Source organism: Leptotrichia sp. oral taxon 498, from assembly GCF_002240055.1.
GTDB lineage: Bacteria > Fusobacteriota > Fusobacteriia > Fusobacteriales > Leptotrichiaceae > Leptotrichia > Leptotrichia rugosa.
Window position 1 is genome coordinate 1,328,061 of the sequence record NZ_CP016753.1, and the last position, 17,904, is coordinate 1,345,964.

The 17,904-nt window shown below is 27.4% G+C and carries 16 protein-coding genes and 1 pseudogene; 14 read left to right on the forward strand and 3 right to left on the reverse strand.

The annotated features are described in order from the left end of the window. The first annotated feature begins 71 nt into the window (after positions 1-71). The 8 genes from BCB68_RS10545 to BCB68_RS06630 all read left to right on the forward strand — a co-directional run bounded on the left by BCB68_RS10545 (position 72) and on the right by BCB68_RS06630 (position 9,363). Positions 72-2,039, forward strand: coding sequence for a Cas10/Cmr2 second palm domain-containing protein (locus BCB68_RS10545; RefSeq protein WP_157697361.1), 1,968 nt, complete (start codon positions 72-74; stop codon positions 2,037-2,039). Continuing rightward, complete coding sequence (locus BCB68_RS06600) at positions 2,029-3,852, forward strand: RAMP superfamily CRISPR-associated protein (RefSeq protein WP_157697362.1); 1,824 nt, start codon at positions 2,029-2,031, stop codon at positions 3,850-3,852. The genes BCB68_RS10545 and BCB68_RS06600 overlap by 11 nt, the downstream gene beginning before the upstream one ends. A 23-nt stretch (positions 3,853-3,875) precedes the next feature. Beyond that, on the forward strand, positions 3,876-4,169 hold the full coding sequence (locus BCB68_RS06605; RefSeq protein WP_094080055.1) for a hypothetical protein: 294 nt from the start codon (positions 3,876-3,878) through the stop codon (positions 4,167-4,169). 250 nt (positions 4,170-4,419) lie between these two features. Then, positions 4,420-5,250, forward strand: coding sequence for an RAMP superfamily CRISPR-associated protein (locus tag BCB68_RS06610; RefSeq protein ID WP_094080056.1), 831 nt, complete (start codon positions 4,420-4,422; stop codon positions 5,248-5,250). A gap of 10 nt (positions 5,251-5,260) precedes the next feature. After that, positions 5,261-6,166, forward strand: coding sequence for an RAMP superfamily CRISPR-associated protein (locus tag BCB68_RS06615; protein ID WP_094080057.1), 906 nt, complete (start codon positions 5,261-5,263; stop codon positions 6,164-6,166). After that, positions 6,166-6,597 (forward strand): hypothetical protein, encoded by a 432-nt coding sequence (locus BCB68_RS06620; protein WP_094080058.1) that lies wholly within the window; start codon positions 6,166-6,168, stop codon positions 6,595-6,597. The genes BCB68_RS06615 and BCB68_RS06620 overlap by 1 nt, the downstream gene beginning before the upstream one ends. Next, positions 6,578-8,692 carry a TIGR03986 family type III CRISPR-associated RAMP protein gene (locus tag BCB68_RS06625; protein ID WP_094080059.1) on the forward strand — a complete coding sequence of 705 codons (2,115 nt, stop codon included), beginning with the start codon at positions 6,578-6,580 and terminating at the stop codon, positions 8,690-8,692. The genes BCB68_RS06620 and BCB68_RS06625 overlap by 20 nt, the downstream gene beginning before the upstream one ends. A 20-nt stretch (positions 8,693-8,712) precedes the next feature. Continuing rightward, entirely contained in the window at positions 8,713-9,363 is a 651-nt protein-coding gene (locus tag BCB68_RS06630; RefSeq protein ID WP_094080060.1) for a CRISPR-associated endonuclease Cas6, read from the forward strand. A 272-nt stretch (positions 9,364-9,635) separates the two neighbouring features. Here the strand turns inward: BCB68_RS06630 and BCB68_RS06635 are convergent, their stop codons facing one another. The 3 genes and pseudogenes from BCB68_RS06635 to priA form a co-directional block, all read right to left on the reverse strand. Further along, a complete protein-coding gene (locus tag BCB68_RS06635) occupies positions 9,636-10,025 on the reverse strand; it encodes a hypothetical protein (RefSeq protein ID WP_094080061.1) in 390 nt (129 codons plus the stop codon). A 13-nt stretch (positions 10,026-10,038) separates the two neighbouring features. Next, the gene (locus BCB68_RS06640; protein WP_094080062.1) at positions 10,039-10,422 is read right to left on the reverse strand and encodes a hypothetical protein; all 384 of its coding nucleotides are present in this window, start codon (positions 10,420-10,422) and stop codon (positions 10,039-10,041) included. An 81-nt stretch (positions 10,423-10,503) separates the two neighbouring features. Then, positions 10,504-12,677, reverse strand: a pseudogene (priA, locus tag BCB68_RS06645) (replication restart helicase PriA). Between the two features lie 180 nt (positions 12,678-12,857). Here priA and BCB68_RS06650 point away from each other — a divergent pair. The 6 genes from BCB68_RS06650 (at position 12,858) to ilvA (ending at position 17,884) form a co-directional block, all read left to right on the forward strand. Then, the gene (locus BCB68_RS06650; protein WP_094080063.1) at positions 12,858-13,505 is read left to right on the forward strand and encodes an OmpA family protein; all 648 of its coding nucleotides are present in this window, start codon (positions 12,858-12,860) and stop codon (positions 13,503-13,505) included. Positions 13,506-13,694: 189 nt separating this feature from the next. Next, positions 13,695-13,844 (forward strand): LemA family protein, encoded by a 150-nt coding sequence (locus tag BCB68_RS10550; protein ID WP_157697363.1) that lies wholly within the window; start codon positions 13,695-13,697, stop codon positions 13,842-13,844. Between the two features lie 220 nt (positions 13,845-14,064). Beyond that, on the forward strand, positions 14,065-15,738 hold the full coding sequence (ilvD, locus tag BCB68_RS06655) for a dihydroxy-acid dehydratase (protein ID WP_094080064.1): 1,674 nt from the start codon (positions 14,065-14,067) through the stop codon (positions 15,736-15,738). Positions 15,739-15,767: 29 nt separating this feature from the next. After that, positions 15,768-16,505 carry an alpha/beta hydrolase gene (locus tag BCB68_RS06660; RefSeq protein WP_237048584.1) on the forward strand — a complete coding sequence of 246 codons (738 nt, stop codon included), beginning with the start codon at positions 15,768-15,770 and terminating at the stop codon, positions 16,503-16,505. Further along, on the forward strand, positions 16,450-16,647 hold the full coding sequence (locus BCB68_RS10905; RefSeq protein ID WP_237048585.1) for an alpha/beta hydrolase family protein: 198 nt from the start codon (positions 16,450-16,452) through the stop codon (positions 16,645-16,647). Before BCB68_RS06660 ends, BCB68_RS10905 begins: the two co-directional genes overlap by 56 nt. A gap of 13 nt (positions 16,648-16,660) precedes the next feature. Next, positions 16,661-17,884 carry a threonine ammonia-lyase gene (gene ilvA / locus BCB68_RS06665; protein WP_094080065.1) on the forward strand — a complete coding sequence of 408 codons (1,224 nt, stop codon included), beginning with the start codon at positions 16,661-16,663 and terminating at the stop codon, positions 17,882-17,884. Positions 17,885-17,904 lie beyond the last annotated feature (20 nt).

Consider the following 17,904-nt stretch of genomic DNA (forward strand, 5'->3'; position numbering starts at 1 on the left):
ATTTGAAGTATAATTAATAAAGATTAAATTAAAACATAAAAATTATTTAAAATAAATTTCAAGGAGGCAAAATGAGCGAAAAAGATCAAACATTTAAAAATCAAACATTTGAAGATGTATTAAAAGAAAATAGAGTTTTAGTAAGTATTGAAACTGTAAAAATAAAAGATTTTATTTTTTCAACAAATAAATTGAAATTAATTAGAGGAGCAAGTTATCTTTTGGATTATATGAATCAAGTCGAAGTGCCAAGAATATTGAAGAAATATGGATTAGAATATAATTCAAAAGAGCTTGTAGATGAGATTTATAATATTAATGCCGACAAGGAATTTTTAGAAAAAGTAGATGAAGAAATAGACAAGGCTATTGATAAAAGAATATTGTATATTGGAGCTGGAAATGCTAAATTTTTAGTTGATAGTGAAAAAACGGCTGAAAAGATATGTAAAGAGATAAAAGAAATATACAAAAATTTAGCTCCAAGTGCAAAAGTAGTTGCAGAGTGTTATCCAATGAAAGAAAATGAAAAAATATGGACTGCAATTGATGAATTAGCACAGAAAACTGCTGAGAAAAAAAGTGAAGGATTTCCTATGTTGAATATTGATTTGCCATTTGCTATGAAGTGTGACTTGTCAGGGACTGAACCAGCGGTTGTAAGTTTGAAGAATCTAGAAAAAGATTTAAAAAAAATAGAAATTCATAGAAGTGGGGAAGGTTCTGATGATGATAAACAGGTGGAAGATACTATAACTGCTATAAGAAATGTTATAAAAAAAGATAACATGAAAATTAGTGAAGAAAGTGCTGTAAAAATTAAGTATTCTAATAAAATGATAAAAGATGATGTGAATGAGATTGGATTTTATTCGATTATAAAAAAAGCTCTTAATTATGATATTCATTTAAATACAGAGATTGATGATTATTCAGTAGGAGATAGTTTTATTGGATTTGTGTATAGTGATGGAGATGGACTTGGAGATTTTTTGAAAAATGTAAAAAAAGTTTATACAACTGAAGAAGAATATTTAAAATTTATGAGAAAATTCAGTGTTATTTTGGATAGAAATACAAAATATGTATTAAAAGAAGTTATCAAAAAGATGTATGATGCTGAAAAATTTGTTAAGAAAAAAACAATTCTGAAAGATGGAAAACCGAAATATAAAATAATTAATGGAGAGAAAAAAATAGTTGAAAAATCTATAATTGGAGAATTTCTTATTGTTGGTGGAGATGATGTTTGTGCAGTATTTCCAGCAGATTTAGCAATAGAAATTTCATATGAATTTCAAAAAGAATTTGAAAAAAAGATGAACGAATTTACTAAAATTGAAAATGAAAAAAATGAAAAGAAAAATCCAGAAAATATAACTTCTTCTTGTGGAGTTGTAATTGCGAAAAATAAAACACCGATGTTTCAATTATTTGAACAAGGTCTTAAATTACAAAAATCTGCTAAAGCAAAAAGATATCAAGAAAATAAAAATAGAGAAGGGAAAGTGCGAACAGGATATATTGATTTTCAAGTGATTGGTAATGAAGGAAATGTAAATATAAAAGAATATAGAAAAAAATGGTATGATAAATTTGATAAAGAAGATGAAAATAAAGGGAAATTACATGTTTCTAGAAGACCTTATAGTATTAGAGGATTGGAAAAGGAAGAATATAAAGATGTGTCTGAAAGTATTGATAAACTTATTGACCAAGTAAAAAAATTGAAAACAAAGAATTTTCCAAACACAAAAATCAGATATATTTATGATTTGAAAAAGGATGATACTAAAACTGATAATGAAAAAATTATGGAATCAATAAATATTTTATCTAAAATGAGTACAGAGGAAATTCAAGTTTTAAATAAATTGTGGGGAATAAAAGATAAAATGAACTTAAGTTTTGAAAATGAAAATAAAAATGAAAAATTTAAAGAATTTTTTGATAATATTTTTGATGTATTGGAAATTTATGATTTTATTCAAAAGGATAAAAGCTCTTCAGAAAAGGAGGATAATAATAGTGGGAATTAAAATAGGATATGAAGTAGAGTTATTAACTCCAGCAATTACAGCAGAGACTGGAACAATTGGTAAAGAGATAGATGTAGAAGTCAAAAGAGATAAAAATGGGACACCTTATTTTTCAGCAAAGCATATAAAAGGAGTTTTTAGAGCAAAAGTTTTAGAATTTAAAAATGCTTTAAGTGGAGATGGTAAAGAATTTACTGAAAAATATTTTGGAAGTGGAGGAAATAATCCAAGTAAAATTAGATTTTCAGATTTGAAATTAAAGATTGAAAAGAATATTGGAGATGAAGGATATCAAAGAAGATTAGAAAATAAAATTGGAAATAGATATGGTGTAAAAATTAATAGAAAAACAAGGGTAGCAGAGGAAAATTCATTATTCAATTATGAATTTGTAAAACCAAAAAATATTTATGCTGGAAGTTTTGAACTAAGTAATGATTTTTTTGAAAAAAGTGAAGAAGATATAAAATTTCTATTATCAAGTTTTTTGCATATTGATAAAATTGGTGGATTGAAGTCGAGAGGATTAGGAAAAGTATTAGTTCAATTTGTATCGATTGAAAATGATAAAAGAAATAATTTTAAAGAAGAAAATGATAGATTTAAAATTGTAGAGAAAATATTGAAAGAAGTAAAATCAAAAAATAATTATAAAAATCAAGGAATAAAAAAATTAAATGAATTGGAAAAATATAAATATACTTTGAATTTTGTAGAACCTGCTGTACTTCAAGGGAAAGTCAATAAAAATGAAGTTGAGTTAAGAAAATCATTACAAGGATCATCAATAAGAGGTGCGATTATTCAGTATGGTCTTGATAATGGATTTGAAAGTGAAATTGAAAAATTATTGAAAATAAAAATTTCTGAAGTTAGAAAGTTTGTAAGAGAAGATAAAAATGAAATAAAAGAAGAGTTTAAATTAGCTAGTGGATTCAAAACGAAATATCCTATTGAAGCAGACAAGTATAAAAAAATAGATAAAGCAGTTAGTGTAATGAAAGAATATAAAGTGAACGAAAAAGATGAAAATGGGATAAAATTAGAAAGGGATTCGTTAGCATTATTGAATGCGACAGGAACAGAATTAAGCATAAAGATTGATGAAAAAACACGAACTACAGAAGAAAGTTTGTTGTTTAGTACAGAATATACGGATTTAACTAATGTAGCAAATAAGGAAGAAGTCTTTTTTAAAGGGAATGTGGAAATTCCAAAAGGATTATTTGAAATTGGGAAAAAATATGAGCTAAAAATAGGAAAATATAAAACAAAAGGATTTGGGAAAGTAGAAATTGAGTTTAAGAAATTTACTGATGAAAATGATAAAAATATTGGAGAGAGAATTAAAGAATTGAATGATGAGATTAAAAAAGATTTTAAAGAATTCGATAAAAGAAATGATAAAGAGAAAGTTTATTTTGGAGATGAATTATTAAAAGAAGAAAAACAAAAATTGATAACATTTGATTTTCTTTCAGATATGATTTTGCCTTTTAACGAAATTAGCAATGTTGGAAAACAAATTTTGGAATTATTTGATGAAAATTTTGGAGAAAAATTAACTTTGAATAATAGAAGAACTTTTGTGAATGTAGAGAAACTAAGAGGATATAATATCATAAACAATTCAAGAAAAATGGATGAAATAGTTATAACTCAAGGAAGTGTAATTTCTTATTGCATTAACAATGAAGATTTAGAAGACATTTTAGAAAAATTAGAGAAAATAGAAGAAAATGGAATTGGACTTAGAAGAAATGAAGGCTTTGGAAGAGTTAGAATTTGTAGTGAGAGAAAATATGAAAAATAGGAAATTTAATGTAGGAGAAAATTATGTATACCTTTATACCTGAAAGAAAGAATAAAATAGCAAAAAAGGAAAGTTTAGAGAAGAATTTAAGTGTAGAAGAATTATTTTTAAAAGATATTAATGAAGAATTTGTGGATAATTTAGAAAAAGAAAAAATTTTGAAAAAATTTTTAGAAAACGATAAATTTAAAGAAATAATTTCTGATATAGAAAAGAAAGAAGAAAAAAAAGAAGTATTGAATCTGTCACAGTTTAAAAGATTTTATGATTTTATAAAAGAAAGAAAATTTGATTTTTTTGATGAGGAAAAAAAATAATAGATTTTATTGATAAACAAAAAGAAAGAAAAATCGCAACAAAATTTTATGAGTTTGTAATAGAAGAATTTATTGAAGAACCTTTAAAGATAAAAGAAAAAGATAAAAAATTAGATGAAGAATTTAGAAAATTAGAATCTAAAAAAAATAAAAAAAGTTTTCAAGCATTAGAAAAATATCTGTTATATATTTTTGGAAAGAAAAGAATGAAAGAAAAATTAGATAAAATAGAAAAAATGGAGGTAGAATAATGGATTTTTCAACATTTAAAAATAAATATATCTTAACAGGGAAAATAGTTGTTTTGAATGCTCTACATATAGGAAGTGGAAGAGAAAAAGATGATAGAGATGCACCTTTTATATCATTAGATGATGATAAAAATTTTTATATTCCAGGATCAACTTTCAGAGGATATTTAAGTACAAAATTAGAAAGATTTTTAGATAGTGGAAATGGATTTAAAATAAAAAATAATGGTGAAGAATTAAATGAAGCTGATGTAAAATTGATATTTGGATATACTAATTTGGATAAATTAGAAACTAAAATTAATGATAAGGATAATGAAGAAGATAGAAAATTAAAAGAAAATAATAGAAAAATTCAAGATAGAATAATAAGAAAATTAAATGCAAAAAATTTAGATGAAGTAAAATCTTTGGCTGGAAGAATACATGTATCAGACATGCCTGTATTAAAAGATGTCAAATATGTAACAAGAGATGGAATAAAAATTGATAGAAATACAGGAGCTACTGAAAAAAGAGCAAAATTTGATTATGATGTAGTTCCCGCAGGAACAGAATTTGACTTAAATATTGAATTGGAAAATATAGAAAATTACCAATTGGATTTAATAGGATTAGCGTTAAATGATATTTTAAAAGACAATGGTGATTTATTTGGAGGTAAAACTTCAAGAGGAATTGGAAAATGTAGATTGAAAGATTTAAAAATGAAGTATGTGACATCAGAAGATAAAGAAAAATTAAAAAAATATATTTTTGAAGGTAAATTTCCTTATGAAATTAAAGAGCAGGAAAAAATATTTAAAACAGAGAATCTTAGCTTAGATTAGGAGAAGAAAAATGACAAAAGAATTTTTAAAATTGGAAAATAAATTGGTTTTAGAATTAGAAATTGAACCTATTTCTCCTTTAATCATAAAATTGGGAGATGGTTCTGAAGAAGAAAATAGCAATAAAGAAAAAAGTGAAAGTGTAATATCATTCGTGACTTCAGATTCTCCAAGAGGGAATTTAGTAAAATATGATAAAAATAATAAAAGCAAAGATTGTAGAAAAGGAGAAATATTCATTCCTGGTTCTGCATTAAGAGGGTTATTTAGAGAAAAATTTAATAAAATTTATGATATAACAAAAGATGATGAATCAAATTTTAAAGAAAAAAATAAAAATCATAGAGAAGTTGATAATTTATTTGGTTGGATAGAAGGAGAAGAAGCTCAAAAAGGTAGAATTTTTATAGAAGATGCTTATCTTGAAAAAGAGGAATTGAGAAAAAATTTTTATTTAAAAAATATTGACGAAGCATTAAGTGAAGTAATAATGAAAAGAGACATAACTCCAATAGATCAATTTACTGGAAAAGCGGTTGTGCCATTGAATTATGAATGTACAATGGAAAAATTTGAAACAGAATTGATTATAAATAATATTAGTTTGGAAGAAATGAAAAACATTTATTTTATTTTAAGAGATAGTTATTTAGGAGAAATTAGATTAGGAAATTCTAAAACAAGAGGATTTGGGCAAGTAAAATTTAATATTAAAAGTATGGTTATTGAAAATTATAGAGATAAAACAAAATTTGTAGTTAATTTAAAGAATTATTTTGAGATTGATTTTTTAAATTCAATAAAATTAGGAAATGAATTTTTAAGAGAAAATTTGAGGTTAAAAAAAGAATTTAAAGAAATAAATGTAAAAAATCCAAATGAGTTTATAAAGGCACTTTTTAGAGAGGTGGAATAATGGAATTTAAAAAATTTGATAAAGAGAAAATGAAACAAGAATTACAAAATGATATTTGTAATTTAGTTTATATAAATTATGAAAAAGAAAATGGAATAAAAATATTCAAAAATGAAGGAAATGCTTTGAATTTGCTACCTGAAAGTGATTTTGAAAATTTTTATAAGATTTATATTTTTAATAATAATTTTATGAAAACAATTTATAAATTTGGAGAAGATGATTGTAGATATTCAGAAGTAAATTCAGAAGAATTTGTTGAAAATACTAAAAAGTTTAGAGAAATATTGATAGAATTTAAAGCTGATCAAGATAAAAAAGAATATAATCGTTTGAAAATATTAATTGGTGAAAATAAGGTTAGTGGGAAAGAAATGATACAATTTTTGGGATTTTCGGGAGGTGCAAAAAATGAAAGGGAAAGTAATTAAGATGGATAACTCTACGAAAGAAGTAGAGATAGAAGTTAAAAGAAAAAGAGAAAAATATACAGTAGGAAAAGCTATCTTTAATCAAAAAAAATTTCAAGAAGGAGATAATATAGAGTATAATCTTAAAGGTAAAAATTTTGAGTTTGTAAAAAAAATTAGTAGTGAAGAAATGAGAGATACAAGAAATAATTTTTCAAATAATACGAAATTTGGCGGAAATAAACATAAATCAAAAGAACCAGTAAAAGTGAAACAGTATCCTTATAATTTTGTTTCTCTTAAAGATAAAAAGGATGTGGTATATAAAGGAGAAAGAAAATTAGGAACAAATACTGGAAAATTAGTTTGTAAACTAGTAAATAAAACACCTTTATTCATAATGGGAGAAAGCGAACAAGATAATAAAGGACATACTAAAGAATGGTTTTGTAGAGAAAAAGGGATACCTATAATTCCCGGAAGTTCTTTAAAAGGTGTAATAAGAAACATAATAGATGTTTTAACAAATAGTGTTATTAGAAATGTGGAAGATGAAAAATTAGAACAAAGAATGGGTGCAGGGAAATTTGAATCTGTATTTGGAATAATAGAATCCCTTCCAGAAAATGGTAAAAAAGGAATAATTGTTGAAGCAGAAAAAATAAAAGTTAAGACGAAAGAAAAAATAGAAAGTGGGTATAAAAAATTTGAGTTTAAAGATAATGGTAAGGAATTTTCAAAAAAATATAATGCAAAAGATGGATTAATAGAGAGAGTAAAATTAAAAGATTCAATTTATAATTTAAAAGAAACTGAAATTAAAATAAAACCTGGTGTAACAACAGTAGAAAAATTGATTAACAATTCTAAAGAATATAAAAATTATTTAACAGATAATGAAAATGGTGTTCAGGGAGTATTGTGGTTTTCATCGCCAATTTATGGAAAGATACATGAAAAGTTATTAATACCCAAAAAAAATGGTAGAAAATTTGAATTTTCAAAAGAAGAATATGAAGATTTTAAATATATAATAAAACAAAGAGCTGAAAGAATAAAAAATGGAAAAGATATAAATTCAAACACATTTTATTATGATAAAGATTTAGAGATAGGTGATCCTTTATTATTTGAAGTGAAAGATAGAAAAATGGCAGAACATTTAGCTTTTTCTGAAATTCCACGATTGAGATATAAATTTTCACCATTGGATTTGGTTTCAGAAGAATTTCGTCCAGGTGATTCATTAAAAAAATTATCTTTTTCAGAAAGATTATTTGGTACAACAGGAGACAATACAAAAAAAGATGAAGAGAAAAAAGATGAGTTAGTTGCACTTTCTGGAAGAGTATTTTTTGAAGATGCTAAAAATTATAAACCTGAAATGATAGATAATGGAAATCTAGTTACTTTGAAAGCATTTGGGGAGCCACATCCTACTTTAACAACTTTTTATTTAGATAATATTGAAAAAAATTATAATGAAAATAAAGGTGTCAGTATTCGAGGTAGAAAATTTTATTGGCATCATAAGGAAAAAATTGGAAAATCTTTTTCAGAATACAGAAAATCAGTAGAAATGCCAAAAATTAAAAATAAAAATGGTAAATATGAAAAAGAATTGGCATATAATTCAAGTTTAGAGTTAATGGATATAAATAATGAATTTGAATTCAGTGTTAATTTTGAAAATTTAACAGATGAAGAGTTGGGAGTATTGATTTATGCTATAGAGCTTGAAGATGGATTATTACATAAAGTAGGTAAAGGGAAAGCTTTTGGGTTTGGAAGTTGTAAAATTGAAATAGAAGGATTTTTATTGGAAAACAAAAATAAATATAAAGATTTTTTTATTGAACCTTTTGAAAAAGAAAATAAAAAAGAAGACTATATAAATAAAGCAAAAGAAAAAAGATATTTTGATGAAAAAAGAAAAAATATTAAAGAATTAAAAGCAATACTTTCTGAAACAAATGATTTAGACTTTAGTGAAAGCCCATTTCCTGAAGCTACTAATAAAAAGGGAGAAACTAATAGTTTGAATTGGTTTGTTAATAACAAAAAAGGGGATAGAAAGATAGTTTTATTATCTATATTGGATAAAAATCCAAAATAAGAATTTAAGGAGTTCTACTAATGAAATACTCAATATTAAAATTCAAAAGAAACGAAAAACACTCAATGAGAGATCTAGAAAAATTAAGAGGCTTTTTGGCAGATAAATATAAAGAAAATGTGTTATTCCATAATCATTTATCAGACGGATATAATTATTCGTATCCTAAGTTGCAGTATAAATTGATAAAAAATACACTTTCTGTGATGGGAATTGGTGAAGAGGTTATTGAAATAAATAAAAAACTTTTTGAGGAAGTTGATTATTTAAATATTGATGGAAATTTTATTTTTGATATTCAGAAAGAGCTGGAAATATACGATGAAGAGATAAAATATACAGGCGATAAAATGTATGAATATAGATTCGTGACACCTTATTTGCCATTAAATGAAAAAAATTATGCAAAATACTTGAAAAGAGAATACACATTGGAACAAGCTATTACGAATAATATATTAGAAGTTTTAAAAGGATTGGGAATTTGGCTTGATAGAGAAAATAAAATTTATGTATCTCAAAATTTAGAAATAACATCAAGAGATTTAAAAAATGTAAATATGATAGCGTTTATTGGGAGTTTTTCTGTGAATATGAAATTTCCAGATTATTTTTCGATTGGAAAAAGAAAAAGTATTGGATTTGGAACTTTTATAAAAAATAATTTTTAATTTTTATTTTTTGGAGGAGAAATATCAAGAGTTTAATTTCGTAACATTTGGGTGTATAAAAATTTTTGTGAAAACCTCTAAATAATATATGGTAAAATAACTATATAATATTTGGAGGTTTTTGTTGTGGTAAAAAGAAAATTAGCATTGAAGGTCAAATTCTTTTTCTCTGCTCTAAAGGGGTGAGCAGCAGAGATATTGAATATCATTTTAACAATCAGAAAAACAGTTTGCTATTTAATAATCAAAGTTTAGGATAAACTATATAAAGTTTAAAATTTAATTTTAGATAATATATCACTAAAAGTTACCTCTTTATTATAATAATCTAATTTTTCTAACCATATTTCTAATTCATTCTTTCTTTTTCTAAAAATTTCCAAATCCTTTTTATTTCTCGATATAATTCCTTCAAAATGCTCGGGTAAGTTGCATAATTCATAATAACCACACAAAAAATCATATTTTGAATTATTCCCTAATGAAATAGACCAGTTAAATGGCATTTTAGATTTTTCTATATCAATACAAATTTCTGAAACCCATTTTATTTCATTTTCTTCTTCTATTAAATAATATGGTTTTTTATTATTTTTAAAATAGCATATTCCCATTACCAGATAATCTATAATATTTTTACTATTTTTATATCTTATTTTCATACAAACTCCCTATTTATTTTTCAAATTCGTATAGCATATTATCAAAAATTTTACTATAGTCTAAAATTTCATCATAATATTCTAAATTTTTTTGCCAATTCTTTTTCATTTCATTAGATTGTAATTTCAAATATTCTATTGCTTCTTTTCCTTCCCAGTGATAAGCGGCGTAAATAAGATTTTTTGTTAATTTTTTTGGACCTATGACTACTTTGCACCATTTTTCATTTATTGCTTTCCAGTGCCAATTAAAAGATATTCTTCCATCAATAATTTCTAACTCTGTACCAAGAACTTCAAAATTGCTATACAACAAAAATAATTTTTCCTGATTATCTAAAATAACAATTCCAAAAACTTCATAAATCGTTTCGTCTTCTTTTAATTTTACTTTCATTAAATATTTTCACATCCTAATTTTTCTATCTTTAATTAATAAGATTTAATCTACTGTTATTTTTGTATAGTTTTTTATTTATTACATCATATTAACAGGATCAACATCAACCGTAATTCTCACATTACTGCCGTTAAATTTAGCCAAATATTTTTTTATAATTTTTTTTATTTTTAATATATTTTCTTTATTAAATTTAAAATAAATTTGGTAGCGAAATCTTGAGTTTATTTTAAAAATTGGAGCGCAAAAAGGTTCTGAAATAAATTCATTTTCAGATATTTCCATATTTTCGTCAACAATTTTGGAAATAGTTTTGTAAAAATCATTCGCTTTTTTTTGTGCTAAATCTTCTTTTTTTGAAGAAACTACAACTGCGATAAGTCGGCCAAAAGGTGGATAATTAAAAGATTTTCGCAAAAATAGCTCATTTTTGTAATAACCTTCGTAATCATTTTCAATTGTTTTTGTAATAACATCGTTATTTTCGTTAAATGTCTGAATTATGACTTTTCCATCTTTTGAACCTCTTCCAGCTCGTCCAGAAGCCTGTGTCAACAGCTGAAAAGTTTTTTCTCCGGCACGAAAATCTGGAAAATTTAAAATTATGTCAGCGTTGATAATTCCAACTAATGTGACATTTGGAAAGTGGAGTCCTTTTGCGATAACTTGGGTTCCCAGCATTATATCGTATTTTTGATTTTTGAAGTCATTGTAAATTTTTCATAGTCGCTTTTAGTTTTCATCGTTTCAGAATCCACTCTTATCATTTTTGCAGTTGGAAAAAATTCTTTTAATTCTTCTTCAACTTTTTCAGTCCCCGCTCCCATTTGCTGCATTTTTTCGCTGCCACATTCCTTGCAAAATCCACTAAAATGTTCTTCATATCCGCAGTAATGGCATTTCAGCTGATTAGTTTTTTTGTAGTAAGTTAGTGAAATGCTGCAATTTGGACAAGTTGGGATATTTTGACAATTTTTGCATTTTAAAAAGTTTGAAAACGCTTTTCTATTTAAAATCAGTATAATTTGCTCTTTTTTTTGCAAAGTTTGAGAGATTTCTTTTAACAGTTTTTCTGAAAAATTTTCTGTTGTTTCATTTAAATTTACAATTTCATATTCTGGAATTTTAGAATTTTGAAATCTATTTTTTAACTCAATTAACTGTATATCGCCTTGTTTTGCTTGGTAAAAACTTTCAAATGATGGAGTTGCTGAACCTAAGATAACTTTGACTTTTGTATTTTCGTTTAGAAGCGCTCTTTTTATTGCGACATTTTTTGTGTGATAACGGGGATTATTTTCCTGCTTGTAAGTATTTTCATGTTCCTCGTCAACAATTATGTATTTTAAGTTTTGAACAGGCGCAAAGATGGCAGATCTTGCTCCGATTACGATTTTTTTCCCCCCATTTCTAATAAAAGTCCATTCTTCTCGCTTTTCTTTATCGCTAAGTTTACTGTGCAAAATAGCAACTTCATCTAAAAATTCTTCTTCCAGTCGCTCTATCATCTGTGTCGTCAAAGAAATTTCTGGGACTAAAAATATGCTTCCATATCCATTTTTTAGTGCTTCCTTTATAAGATTGATATAAATCTCAGTCTTTCCAGAACCGGTAATTCCTTTTAGCAAGAAAATTTGTTTTTTACTATTTTTTATAGCATTTACAGCATTTTGCTGTTCTTCGTTCAAAGTTATCTTTTTCTCAATAATTTTTCCTGTATTCTTTCTCTTATTTGAAATTTTAGAATTTAAAATAACTTTTTTTTCAACTGAAATAATTTTTTGTTTTATAGCTTTTTCAATAATTTCTTCTGAAAAATTTTTTTGCAAAGTATTTAAAGTGACTTCTGGCCTTTTTTTCATATATTCATTAAATTTTGGAGCTTCTAAATTTTTAAAATCTTCGTCAAAGTCTTTCAAATAAATGGCTCTTTTAGAATAATTCAATTTTAATGTTCCAGGATAAATAGTTTTAAAAACACTAAAAAAATCGCTTAAGTAATAGTTTTTTATCCATTTTGCAAGTTTCATTATTTCAAGTGGAATCGAAAGAACAGGAGCTGTGCAAATGATAGACTTTAATTTTTTTTTGTCAAAGTCAATTTTTTCTTCCTTTACAATATTTACTATAATTCCCATTTTATCACGATTTACGAAATTGACGATGCACCACTGACCAATTTCGTACTTTTCTTCAGATTTGTAGGTAAAAAGTCTTATATTGTTTTCTACATAAATTTCATAATAATACATTTTATAAGTTCCCCCTGTTCTATGAAGTATATTTATTTTACATTTTATTAAAAAAAAAATCAAGCAAGATAGATAAAGATAGATTATAATAAAATATTTTCAAAGTAAAAACAAGCTAAAATGAAAGTAAAAATGTTGTATAATTTATTAAGCATATAAAACTTTCAAGGAGGAAGAGATATGAAAAAAATATTAGCAATCGTTATGTTATTGGTGTTAGTAGCTATTTCTTGTACAACGGCAGCGAACGGAACTCGAAAAATTAGCAAAACTGGAATTGGAACAGGAATTGGCGCGGCAGCTGGGGCGGTAATAGGACAAGCTATTGGAAAAGATACGAAAGGGACGCTTATTGGTACAGCTGGAGGTGCAGCAGTTGGTGCATTAATTGGAAACATTTTTGACAGACAGGAAAAAGAGTTGAAAGAAAAATTGAGTGGAACTGGAGTGAAGGTTGAAAGAACTGGAGAAGGTGAAATTAAATTGGTTGCACCTGAAAATATCACGTTTGATACAAACAGTTACATTGTAAAATCGCAATTTAAAGGAACAATCGAATCAATTGCGGCTACTTTAAAGGCTTATCCTGATTCAAAAATAATAGTTTCAGGACATACTGATAACACAGGAAATGATGCAATAAATAATCCATTGTCAGTAAATAGAGCAAATGCAGTTGCAAATTTATTACAAGCAGATGGAGTTGCCGGTTCAAGAATTACTTCCACAGGTTATGGAAGCAGAAATCCTATCGCAAGTAATTCGACAGTACAAGGAAGACAGCAAAACAGAAGAGTTGAAATAAATATAGTTGCGAATCAAAAATAGTAAATTTTTTTGGCTACCATTAACTTGGTAGTTTTTTATTTTTAAGAAAAAATTGTATATTTAGATATATATTATACTAATAGTTAAATATATATAATATATTTTACAAAATATAGGAAGTTTGCTATAATAAATGCGTGAAATAAAAAAATAGTTTCTTTTAAAATTTTAATAAATTGGAGGAAAATTATGTTATTATTGATTTTAGTCTTATCATTATTACTGGTTTTAGAAATTTTAGAAATTAAAGTTGTACAAAATTTAAAATATTGTGCCTTAAGAGTTTCTTGGAATAATTTTCATAAAAGCACTGTAATGGATATTAAGATTAAGCGATAATAATTTAATGTAATCCGTAAATGAAATTATTTAGATTTGAAATTTTGTGAATGTTTGTGAATACTAGACTTTTAAGGCAGTTCTCTTTAGAGCTGTCTTTTTAATTTGAAAAAATAAATAAATATAAAAAAAATATAAAAATTATAAAAAATGTGGTAAAATAAACAAAGTGGAAAATCTAAAATTTTAAGGAAATAAAAAATTAGGAGAGTGAAAATCAATGCAAGGGAAAAAAAGAAGTAACAATTTAACAGAAGGTGCAGCAAGAGCGCCACATAGATCGTTGTTAAAAGGATTAGGCTTCATAAGTGAAGAAATGGAAAAACCAATAATTGGGATTGCAAACTCGTTTAATGAAATTATACCAGGACACGTTCATTTGAAAAACTTGGTGCAATCAGTAAAAGATGGAATTAGAATGGCTGGAGGAGTTCCAATGGAATTTAATACTATTGGGATTTGTGATGGACTTGCGATGAACCACATTGGGATGAAATATTCGTTGGTAACAAGAAATATAATTGCAGATTCGATTGAGGCAGTTGCTATGGCTACTCCGTTTGATGCAATTGTGTTTATGCCAAGCTGTGATAAAGTAGTGCCTGGAATGTTGATTGCGGCGGCAAGATTAAATATTCCTTCAATATTTGTAAGTGGAGGAGCAATGCTTGCGGGAGTTTATAAAGGTAAAAAAATTGGACTTAGTAATGTGTTTGAAGCGGTTGGAGCTTACAATACTGGACAAATTACTAAAAGAGAATTAAATTCAGTTGAAGAAATGGCTTGTCCTACTTGCGGATCATGTTCTGGAATGTATACGGCAAATACGATGAATTGCTTGACAGAAGCACTTGGAATGGGACTTCCTGGAAACGGAACTGTTCCAGCGGTATTTTCAGAAAGAGCAAGACTTGCTAAAAAAGCAGGAATGCAAATTATGGAAGTTTTAAAATCAGATTTAAGACCAAGCGATATTTTGACAAGAGAAGCGTTTGAAAATGCAGTTGCAGTGGATATGGCACTTGGAGGATCTTCTAATACAGCTCTGCATTTACCTGCGATTGCTCATGAAGCTGGAATTGACTTGACTTTAAGTGATTTTAATGAAATTGCACAAAAAACTCGTCAAATCTGTAAATTATCGCCATCTGGAGAATACTTCATTGAAGACTTGTATAGAGCGGGTGGAGTTACTGGAGTTATGAAGAGATTACTTGAAAATGAAAGATTACATGGAGATGCAAAAACTGTAGCATTGCAAACACAAGGAGAATTGGCAAAAGATGCATTCATTAATGATGACGATGTAATCAAACCTTGGGATAAACCAGCTTACAAAACTGGAGGAATTGCTGTATTAAAAGGTAACTTGGCACCAAATGGGTGTGTTGTTAAAGAAGGTGCGGTAGATCCAGAAATGTTACAACATACAGGACCTGCGAAAGTATTTAATAGTGAAGAAGAAGCTGTCGAAGCTATTACAGGTGGAAAAATTGTAGCAGGAGATGTTGTGGTTATCAGATATGAAGGACCAAAAGGTGGACCAGGAATGAGAGAAATGCTATCGCCAACAGCTATGATTGCAGGAATGGGATTAGATAAAGATGTTGCTTTAATCACTGATGGAAGATTTTCAGGAGCGACAAGAGGTGCATCAATTGGGCATGTTTCGCCAGAAGCTGCTTCAGGTGGAAATATTGCGATTGTTCAAAATGGAGATATTGTGGAAATTGATATTCCAAACAGAACAATAAATATTAAAATTTCAGATGAAGAAATTGAAGCTAGAAAAGCTAAATTGGAACCATTTAAACTTCAAGTTAAAGGATATTTAAAAAAATATGCTATGCACGTGTCTTCTGCGGATAGAGGAGCTATTGAAATATTGGATTAATGTGTGTTTCACGAAGGAGAAATGTTAAAATGGAAAATGATTGTGAAAGTAAAGTTTTAAATATTGAGCTGACACAGGAAAAAATAAAGTCGATAGTGAATATTACTTATTCACAGCCAGTCAGCTATTTTAGAAAAAAAATTAAATTGGAAATGGATATTTTGAAACCATATAAGGCTGAGAAATATCCAGCAGTGTTATTTGTTCCAGGTGGTTCATTTGCACATAGCCACAAGGAAAACTATTTGCAGCAAAGATTGGAAATTGCAAAGGCTGGTTATGTGGTTGCAAGCATGGAATATAGAACTATTCCTGATGGAGTGTTTCCACAAAGCGTGGAAGATGTAAAAGCAGCAATCAGATTTTTGAAGGCAAATGCTGATGAGTATGGCATAGATAAGGAAAGAATAGCTATAATGGGCGAATCGGCTGGAGGTTATCTAGTGGCAATGGCTGGAGCGACAAATGGAACTAGAGATTTTGACAAAGGGGAAAATTTATCTGAAAATAGCGATATAAAGGCGGTTATTGATATTTATGGCGTAACAGAATTTGGAGAAGAAGCGGATTTTGAAATTCCTGATGATGTTGAGGAAGGTTATAGAGCAACATTTTTATCAGTAAAATTTTGGTTAGATGACGTAAGAAACAATATAGAAGTAACAAATCCTATACCACATATTTCATCCAAAAACTCCACCATTTCTATTAATGCATGGAGACAAAGACACGTTAGTTCCTCCAGTTCAAACAGAAAAACTTCATAAGGCATTGATTGAAAGAGGGATAGAGTCAACGAGATACGTGATAAAGGGCGCAGGTCATTCCGATGAATATTGGTTTCAGCCTGAAATTATAAAGATAATAATAGAATTTTTAGATAAAAAATTAAAAAATAAAAATTTTTAAGAAGGTGAAAAAATTGCATAAACTATATGATTTTATGGAAGCAAGGGAAAGGTTAAATACTGTGATTACTAAAACTAAATTGATTCACAGCAATATTTTTTCCAATGAAACTGGAAATGAAGTTTATATCAAACCAGAAAACTTGCAAAGAACAGGAGCATTCAAAATAAGAGGTGCTTATAATAAAATTGCAAAATTGACGGAAGAGGAGAAAAAAAGAGGAGTAATTGCAGCATCGGCGGGAAATCATGCGCAAGGAGTGGCATTAGCTGCTCAAAAATTGGGAATAAAGGCTGTAATTGTTATGCCTAAGCATACGCCACTTATTAAGGTTGAAGCGACTAAAAGATACGGTGCGGATGTGATTTTGACTGGGGAAGTTTATGACGAGGCTTACGAGTATGCTAAAAAATTGCAGGAAAAAGAAGGATATACTTTTGTACATCCATTTGATGACGAAGATGTTATTGAAGGGCAAGGGACAATTGCTCTGGAAGTTTTGGATGAGTTGCCTGATGCGGATATAATTTTGGTGCCAATTGGTGGTGGAGGACTGATTTCAGGGATTGCTTCGGCTGCAAAGTTGAAAAATCCACTAATAAAAATAATTGGTGTTGAGCCAGAAGGTGCGGCAAGTGCACTAGAAGCTAGGAAAAATAAACATGTAGTTGAATTAGCTGAAGCGAATACAATTGCAGATGGAACAGCTGTGAAAAAAATTGGTGAAATTACATTTGATTACATCGAAAAATATGTAGACGATATAGTTACTGTATCTGATTATGAGTTGATGGCGGCGTTTTTAATTTTGGTTGAAAAACATAAAATTGTTGCAGAAAATTCAGGAATTTTGTCGGTGGCAGGATTAAAAAAATTAAATGTCAAAGGCAAAAAAATAATTTCAATAATAAGTGGTGGTAATATAGATGTATTAACTATTTCATCTATGATTAATAAAGGACTGATAGCCAGAGGAAGAATTTTTACATTTGCGGTAGATTTGCCTGATAAACCAGGGCAATTGGTGGCTGTGTCGCAAATTCTGTCAAAGCAAAATGCAAATGTAATAAGACTGGAACATAATCAGTTCAAAAATCTGGACAGATTTCACGAGGTTGAATTACAAGTTACAGTTGAAACTAATGGAGAAGAACATATAAATAAAATAACAGAAGAGTTTAAGAAAAGAGGATATAGAATAAAAAGATTGAATTCTCAAGCGATAATAGATGATTAAAAGAAAAAAATTAAGAAAAG

Excerpts from the sequence above, each read along its gene's own strand:
- BCB68_RS06660 (WP_237048584.1), top strand. The coding sequence starts at position 15,768 with ATGGAAAATGATTGTGAAAGTAAAGTTTTAAATATTGAGCTGACACAG.
- BCB68_RS10545 (WP_157697361.1), top strand. The coding sequence starts at position 72 with ATGAGCGAAAAAGATCAAACATTTAAAAATCAAACATTTGAAGATGTA.
- BCB68_RS10905 (WP_237048585.1), top strand. The coding sequence starts at position 16,450 with ATGCATGGAGACAAAGACACGTTAGTTCCTCCAGTTCAAACAGAAAAA.
- BCB68_RS06625 (WP_094080059.1), top strand. The coding sequence starts at position 6,578 with ATGAAAGGGAAAGTAATTAAGATGGATAACTCTACGAAAGAAGTAGAG.
- ilvD (WP_094080064.1), top strand. The coding sequence starts at position 14,065 with ATGCAAGGGAAAAAAAGAAGTAACAATTTAACAGAAGGTGCAGCAAGA.
- BCB68_RS06650 (WP_094080063.1), top strand. The coding sequence starts at position 12,858 with ATGAAAAAAATATTAGCAATCGTTATGTTATTGGTGTTAGTAGCTATT.
- BCB68_RS06615 (WP_094080057.1), top strand. The coding sequence starts at position 5,261 with ATGACAAAAGAATTTTTAAAATTGGAAAATAAATTGGTTTTAGAATTA.
- BCB68_RS06605 (WP_094080055.1), top strand. The coding sequence starts at position 3,876 with ATGTATACCTTTATACCTGAAAGAAAGAATAAAATAGCAAAAAAGGAA.
- BCB68_RS06620 (WP_094080058.1), top strand. The coding sequence starts at position 6,166 with ATGGAATTTAAAAAATTTGATAAAGAGAAAATGAAACAAGAATTACAA.
- BCB68_RS10550 (WP_157697363.1), top strand. The coding sequence starts at position 13,695 with ATGTTATTATTGATTTTAGTCTTATCATTATTACTGGTTTTAGAAATT.
- BCB68_RS06610 (WP_094080056.1), top strand. The coding sequence starts at position 4,420 with ATGGATTTTTCAACATTTAAAAATAAATATATCTTAACAGGGAAAATA.
- BCB68_RS06640 (WP_094080062.1), bottom strand. The coding sequence starts at position 10,422 with ATGAAAGTAAAATTAAAAGAAGACGAAACGATTTATGAAGTTTTTGGA.
- BCB68_RS06635 (WP_094080061.1), bottom strand. The coding sequence starts at position 10,025 with ATGAAAATAAGATATAAAAATAGTAAAAATATTATAGATTATCTGGTA.
- BCB68_RS06630 (WP_094080060.1), top strand. The coding sequence starts at position 8,713 with ATGAAATACTCAATATTAAAATTCAAAAGAAACGAAAAACACTCAATG.